General features: G+C 74.2%; 5 protein-coding genes and 1 pseudogene. 3 read left to right on the plus strand and 3 right to left on the minus strand.

The genetic code is table 11. The features are described from left to right. Positions 1–163 precede the first annotated feature (163 nt). The 3 genes from FH969_RS14315 to FH969_RS14325 all read right to left on the minus strand — a co-directional run bounded on the left by FH969_RS14315 (position 164) and on the right by FH969_RS14325 (position 2,146). The gene (locus tag FH969_RS14315) at positions 164–658 is read right to left on the minus strand and encodes an NUDIX hydrolase (protein WP_139987848.1); all 495 of its coding nucleotides are present in this window, start codon (positions 656–658) and stop codon (positions 164–166) included. Between the two features lie 40 nt (positions 659–698). After that, positions 699–1,088 (minus strand): barstar family protein, encoded by a 390-nt coding sequence (locus tag FH969_RS14320; protein WP_139987850.1) that lies wholly within the window; start codon positions 1,086–1,088, stop codon positions 699–701. Between the two features lie 143 nt (positions 1,089–1,231). Further along, positions 1,232–2,146, minus strand: a complete 915-nt coding sequence (locus tag FH969_RS14325) for an SMP-30/gluconolactonase/LRE family protein (RefSeq protein ID WP_108718537.1) — start codon at positions 2,144–2,146, stop codon at positions 1,232–1,234. 39 nt (positions 2,147–2,185) lie between these two features. Between FH969_RS14325 and FH969_RS14330 the strand changes: the two genes are divergently transcribed. The 3 genes and pseudogenes from FH969_RS14330 to FH969_RS14340 form a co-directional block, all read left to right on the plus strand. Then, entirely contained in the window at positions 2,186–4,552 is a 2,367-nt protein-coding gene (locus FH969_RS14330; protein ID WP_108718538.1) for a glycoside hydrolase family 3 N-terminal domain-containing protein, read from the plus strand. Between the two features lie 55 nt (positions 4,553–4,607). Further along, complete coding sequence (locus FH969_RS14335) at positions 4,608–5,240, plus strand: maleylpyruvate isomerase family mycothiol-dependent enzyme (RefSeq protein ID WP_139987852.1); 633 nt, start codon at positions 4,608–4,610, stop codon at positions 5,238–5,240. A gap of 57 nt (positions 5,241–5,297) precedes the next feature. Continuing rightward, positions 5,298–5,927: pseudogene (locus FH969_RS14340) on the plus strand (hypothetical protein); the annotation flags it as partial.

A 5,927-nucleotide genomic window follows, 5' to 3' on the forward strand; every position in this document is an offset into this window, starting at 1 on the left:
ACGAACCCTGACCGGCGCCCTGCTCGGCGCCCTCGCCCTGACCCTGACCGCCTGCGCCACCCCCGGCGCCTCCGACCCGACCTCGAGCGCGGACGCCTCCGCGACCGGCGCCGACCACGACCACGAGTCCGACCGGGGCGAGCGTCGTTCACGGCGCGGGCTCTCAGACCCGGAACGTCGCCTCGCCGCGCTCGGCGAGCGCGGAGTCCAGCCGCTCGCGCATCCGCTCGGACATCGGCGGGAGGTTCCCGACGGCGAACCAGCGCGCCTCGGTGTTCTCACCGTCGGCGGGGTGCGGGTCGCCGGACACCCAGGTGAACCGGAACGTCAGGTCGAGGTAGTGGGACCGGTCGCCGTTGTCGTAGACCACCTCCTCGGTCACCGAGACCGAGGCGAGTCGGGTCGCCGTCGCGACGACGCCGGACTCCTCGAGCACCTCGCGCGCGGCGGCGACGGCCGGCTCCTCGCCGGGGTCGATGATGCCGGTCACGGGCGTCCAGGCACCGTTGTCGGCGCGCCGCACGAGCAGGACCTCGAGCACGCCCCCGTCGCTGGAGTTCCGCCGCTCGCGGAGCACGACGGCGGTCACGCCGCTCAGCCAGAGCGGAGCGGTCCCGATGTGACGGCGCAGCTCGAGGACGAACTCCGGTGTGGGCATGCGAGCCAGGGTACGCAGGCTGGTGCCGTGGTTCCGCGAGTCAGGCGAGCTCGAGGCGGTACCGGGGGTGATCGGCGAAGACCTCGAGCACGAGGTCGGCGTACGTCGGGCCGGCGCCGGCCTCGAGCTCGCGGATCGCGGCCTGCGCCCGTGCGACGTCGAAGCCCGGACGGGCGATCTTCTCGCGCCACCAGGCGATCGTGGCGTCGACGCCGAGCGCCTCGCGCGAGTGGGCGAAGTCGCGCCACACGAAGGTCGGCGCCTCCTCGAGCCGAGCGAGCGTCCCGAAGCCGCCGTAGAGGACGTCGTTCAGCGCGTCGAGGCTGGCGCCCATCCGCCAGTCCTCGCCGGTCATGAGCAGGTCGTTGAGCTGGTCGTAGAGGTCGGCGATCGAGTCGATGCGCGCGCCGTCGATCACGAGCTCGGTCATCGGGTCAGGCTAGTGTCGCGTCCCACGTGGACACGGCCACCGCCACGTCCACCCCACACGCGGCAACCACCCGCCCGACGCGGCCCCGGTGGACACCGCCACCGCCACGTCCACCCCACACGCGCCGACCGGCACGGGAGCCCTCAGACCGAGACGTCCCCGAGCCGGACGAGGAACACCGACGACGTGGCGGTGAGCGCCAGGGTCGCGAGGTCCGGGGAGAAGGCGAGGTTCGCCGTCGTGAACGGGGTGTGCAGCGTGCCGAGGTGGCGCGCGGGGCGACCGACCGCCGAGGGCGGCGCGAGGATCTCCACCCCCGCGGTGGACGAGCTCCAGATCCGACCCGTCGGGTCGACCCGGATGCCGTCGGGCCAGCCGTGGATCGTCTCGTGCACCACCCAGCGCCGGCCGAGCTCCGGCCCGTCGAGGCTCATGCGCACCACGAACCCGAGGATGTGGCTGGCCTCGGAGTCCGCGACGTAGAGCACGGACTCGTCGGGAGCGAACGCGAGTCCGTTCGGCGCGGGCATCGGCGGGGAGTGCCGCGTGACGTTGCGGACCCCGCCGACCATCCCGCGCGGATCCACGCGGTAGACGTGCGTGCCGTCGATCTCGGGTGATCCGCCGAACCCCTCGGTCGGCTTGTCGAGCCCGTAGCGGGGATCGGTGAACCAGACGGCGCCGTCGCTCGCGACGACGAGGTCGTTCGGGGAGTGGAACCGGGCGCCGTCGATCAGGTCCGCCACGATCGTCCACCGGCCGTCGTGCTCGCGCCGCACGACGGCGCGCTCACCGTGGCTCGCGGCCAGCAGCCGGCCCTGTCGGTCCACGGTGTGGCCGTTCTGGTGGAAGGACGGGTCGATCCAGACGCGCGCGCCGCGCGCGCGGTCCCAGGCGTGCAGGCGGTTGCCGACGACGTCGCTCCACACCAGCGTCGTGCCGAGCCACGCGGGTCCCTCGAACCACGTGCCGCCGGAGGCCACCTCCTCCAGCGTGGCGGCGCTGTGGAACAGCGCGCGGACGGAATCGTCGACGACGTCGAGCTCGAGTCCGGTCACCGGCTCACCCTAACGAGCGGTGCCTGGCAGGCTGGTCCCATGACGTCGACGACGACCCCCGCCGCCCACCCGTTCGCAGGCGCCCCCTTCCTCGACCCCGCGCTGCCCGTGGCCGCCCGGGTCGCCGACCTCGTGGGCCGGATGACGCTGGCGGAGAAGGTCGGCCAGATGATGCAGCTCCCCGCCGGGGGCTACCAGGGGGACGACGACCCCGACCTCGTACGTCGGCTCGTCGTGGACCACCACGTCGGCTCGATCCTGCACGCCTCACCCGAGTCGCTCGCGAAGGCGCACGACCTCGTCGCCACCACCCGGCTGCGGATCCCGCTGCTCGTGGGCGAGGACTGCATCCACGGGCACTCCTTCTTCCGCGGCGCGACGATCTACCCCACGCAGCTGGGCATGGCTGCGACGTGGGACACCGACCTGGTCGAGCGGGTCGCGCGCGCGACGGCGGTCGAGGTCGCCCCGACCGGCGTGCACTGGACCTTCTCGCCCGTCCTCTGCATCGCGCGCGACCTGCGCTGGGGTCGCGTGAGCGAGACGTTCGGCGAGGACCCCCATCTCATCGGCGAGCTCGCCTCGGCGATGGTCCGCGGCTACCAGGGCGACGGCCTCGCGGACCCGACGGCGATCCTCGCCACCGCGAAGCACTTCGCCGCCTACTCCGAGACGCAAGGCGGGCGCGACGCGTCCGAGGCGGACGTCTCCCACCGCAAGATGCTGTCCTGGTACACCCCGCCGTTCGAGCGCGTCGCCCGAGAGGGCTGCGCGACGTTCATGCTCGGCTACCAGGCGCTCGACGGCGTGCCGATCACCATCAACCACTGGCTGCTCAACGAGGTGCTGCGCGGGCAGTGGGGCTACCAGGGGATGCTCATCACCGACTGGGACAACGTCGGCCAGCTCGTCCGCATCCAGCGGATCTCCCCCGACTTCGCCGACGCCGCCGCGCGCGCCGTGCTCGCGGGCAACGACATGGTGATGACCACACCGGAGTTCTTCACCGGCGCGCAGGACGCCGTCGCGAAGGGTCTGCTCCCGGAGGAGGCGATCGACGCCGCTGTGGGCCGCATCCTCACCCTGAAGTTCCGGCTCGGCCTGTTCGAGGACCCGCGCCGCCCCGACGTCGCCCTCCAGGCCACCGCGATCGGCACCGCCGAGCACGCGGCGCTCAACCTCGAGATCGCGCGGCGCAGCCTCGTGCTGCTGCGCAACACCGGCGGCACGCTGCCGCTCGCGAGCACCCCCGCCGAGGCGACCACGCCCGACGGCGAGCCCACCCGGGTGCGTCGGCTCGCCGTCGTGGGTCCCAACGCGCACGACGAGCACACGATCCTCGGCGACTGGGCCGGGGCGTCCGGGCAGGCGCCGTGGCTCAGCGACGGGCACCCGCGCGAGATGACGACCACCGTGCTGGACGGGCTGCACGCCGTCGCGCCCACTCACGGCTGGGACGTCGCGCACGCGCGCGGCGCCGACATCTGCTCGCACGGGCCGGACCCGCTCGGGGCCTTCTTCCCCGACGGCCAGCCCCGCCCGCCGGTGGTGCTGCCCGCCGCGCCGGACGCCGCGCTCATCGAGGAGGCCGTCGCCGTCGCGCGCGAGGCCGACGCGATCGTCGCCGTCGTCGGCGACCGGATCGAGCTCGTCGGCGAGGGTCGCTCGACGGCGACGCTGGAGCTGGTCGGCGGGCAGATCGCGCTGCTCGACGCCGTGGCCGAGGTCGCGACGCAGCGCGAGGTGCCGCTCGTCGTGGTGGTCCTGGCGAGCAAGCCGCTCGTGCTGCCGCCGTCGGTCGAGGCCGCGAGCGCCGTGGTGTGGGCCGCGAACCCCGGGATGCGCGGCGGGCAGGCCGTGGCCGAGCTGCTGTTCGGCGACGTCGAGCCGACCGGGCGGCTGCCGCTGTCCTGGCCGCGGCACGTGGGGCAGACGCCGGTGTTCTACAACCAGATCCCCCACCAGCACGGCACCCGGTACGCCGACCTCACGCAGGACCCGCAGTGGGTGTTCGGCGAGGGGCTGTCCTACTCCGAGGTCGCCTACGCCGACCTCGCGGTGAGCACGCCCGTGCTCGGCCTGCCAGGCAGCGAGAACGACGTGGTGCGCGCGACGGTGCGCGTCGCGAACACCGGCGAGCGGCCCGTGATCGAGACGGTGCAGGTGTACGTCGAGGACGTCGTGACGTCCGTGACGTGGGCCGGCAAGGAGCTCAAGGCGCACCGGCTGGTGCCGCTGCAGCCCGGCGAGTCGGCCGTGGTCGACCTCGAGGTGCCGGTCGCGGCGCTCACGCTCGTGACCGCCGACGGCGAGCGCGTCGTCGAGCCGGGACGGTTCGCCCTGCTCGTGGGGCCCAGCTCGCGGGCCGAGGCGCTGCTGCGGGCCGAGCTCGACGTCGTCGGCTGATCGCCGCTCGCGCCGGGCTCGGGAATCGCACGCCGCTGCCCCGCGTTGCTCCCGCGTGAGCCTCGAGGAGATCTACGCCGACGCCGTGACGCGCGTCGCCACGCTCGCCGCGACCGTGACGCCCGCGCAGGCGGGGCGCGTGGTCCCGGCCACCCCGGAGTGGACGGTGCACGACCTGCTCGCGCACCTCGCCGGCGCCGTGCACGACTTCGTCACCGGTGAGACCGACGGCGCCCCGAGCCGCGCGTGGACCAACCGGCACGTCGTGGACCGCCGCCGCACGCCCACCGCGGACCTGGGCGCCGAGCTGCGCGAGTACGCGGGCCTGCTGCCCGCCTCGGTGGTCGGCGCGCCGGGCGCCCCGCCGCGGTGGGACCTGCTCGTGCACGAGCAGGATCTGCGGGAGGCCCTCGACCTCGAGCGCGCGCCCGAGGACACCTGGCGCACGCTGCTGCCGGAAGTGGTGGAGCGGCTCGGCCGGCGTCCCGCGGCGATCGGCTTCGATGTCACGACGACGGAGTCGACCTGGACGATCGGCGTTCCGACGACCGCGCTCACGTTCGCCGCCGAGGACTACGAGCTCCTGCGCGTGCTGTTCTCGCGGCGCACGACGTTCGAGATCGCCGCCCTGACGGACGGCGTCGGGGCGCTCGAGGCGGTCGCCGTGTTCGGGCCGAGACCGGGCTGAGCGGGCCGGGGCCTTTCGTCCCACGCGGCGGGCCCGTTCTATTTCTACGATCGAGCCGTGCAAAACCCTCGACCGGCGGCGCGCACGCTCCTTCTCCTGCCCGCCGGCCTCGCCCTGCTCGCCGGGCTGAACGGCGCCCTGCTGCTCCTCGGCCTGCCCGCACCGCTGCGGTTCGATCGGTTCGAGCACGTGCACGGCCCGCTCATGGTGCTGGGGTTCGTCGGTACTTTGATCGCGCTCGAGCGCGCCGTCGCGCTGCGTTCGCGCCTCGCGTACACCGCCCCGGTCCTGCTCGGGTTCGGCGGGCTCCTCCTGCTCTCCCCGCTGCCGAGCGGCGTGAGCCGCGGCATCCTGCTCGCCGGCGCGGTGGCGCTCGGCGCGCTCTATCTCGCCCTGTGGCGCCGCCAGCCCTCACTGCCGATCGCGGTCGAGTCCGCCGGCGCCGCGCTCGGCGTCGGTGCGGCAGCGCTGTGGGTCGGCGGCGTCGCGGTGCCGTTCCTCGCACCCTGGCTCGTCGGCTTCCTCGTCCTGACGGTGCTGGGCGAACGGATCGAGCTCGGCGCGGTCGGCCGGCGGCTGGGGGCCGGCGCGGCTCGCGACGGCGTCGGCCGGGGTGAGGCGCTCGCGCTCACCTACGCGTTGGCGTACGCGGTCAGCGCCGCGCTCGCGTTGGTGATCCCGGCGACC

Origin of the sequence: Miniimonas arenae (assembly GCF_006351005.1) — a bacterium.
Classification (GTDB): Bacteria; Actinomycetota; Actinomycetes; order Actinomycetales; family Beutenbergiaceae; genus Miniimonas; species Miniimonas arenae.